The organism is Pseudomonas sp. 05T35 (genome assembly GCF_056396605.1).
Genome location: NZ_JBFTLU010000818.1, coordinates 1 through 825, shown reverse-complemented (window position 1 = coordinate 825; position 825 = coordinate 1). Strand labels below are relative to the sequence as shown.

General features: G+C 55.5%; 1 protein-coding gene. It reads right to left on the bottom strand.

Annotated elements, in window-relative coordinates; translation table 11 throughout:
- Positions 1 to 681 (bottom strand): DUF2931 family protein (locus AC1DH9_RS30060; RefSeq protein ID WP_477809442.1); only part of this gene is annotated, 681 nt, incomplete at its 3' end.
- Positions 682 to 825 lie beyond the last annotated feature (144 nt).

Genomic DNA, 825 nt, shown 5'->3' with positions numbered 1-825 from the left:
GCCATAGGGAATACCGAACTGGTCGATGTAGGCTTTGGACTCTTCTGACAGAAAGTAATACTCACCATTTGTCTTGCCCCTGTAAGGGCCTTCGGGGTTGATCGTGCCTACTACGCGGGTGACCTCGGTTGCCTTAAGGCATGGGCCTCCCAAATACACTTTGGCGATACCGCCCGGTGCCAGGCCAACAATCAGCAGCTTTCGGTAGTCCGTTATCCATTTACCATCTGCACCACAAAAGGCCCTTTCGCCCTTGAGCATGGTGGTTCGAGCCGACTCGGGAATCTCGATATACGCCTCATAAGTTTGCGGCTCGGCCAGCGACTGCCAGCGTACGTAGACCAAACGGGGGAGACCTGCGCCGGTTACGCGTCGACCACTCCCGCCCGGATGCTCGGCCCAGCCTTTGGGGTTGCCGCGAAACGTCGTCGGTATGCCTTTACTGAGTGCTCGCGGATAACCTGTGGTCACTCCTCCACTGCCTGCACCGCGGAACACGCGTCCATTGATATCCACGACATCCGCCGTTTCAATCCAGGCTTCCATATAGGGCGGCCCAAAAAAGTCCAGCGTCCAGGCGTCATAAGGCAGTGACCGGCCAATGCCCGTGGCGCATCCCCCCAAGAGCAACGCCAATAACATTGCAACACTCGCTTTAACTGTGGGTGAGCTCTTAAACATTGGGATATTCCAGTGGTCGTGGTTTCTGGTGATTGTTCATGGATTACCAGGAGCCATAGGGAATACCGAACTGGTTGATGTAGGCTTTGGATTCTTCTGAAAGGGGTCGATGTTTTCCGTTGGAGGTGCCGCCGTAAGGTAAGG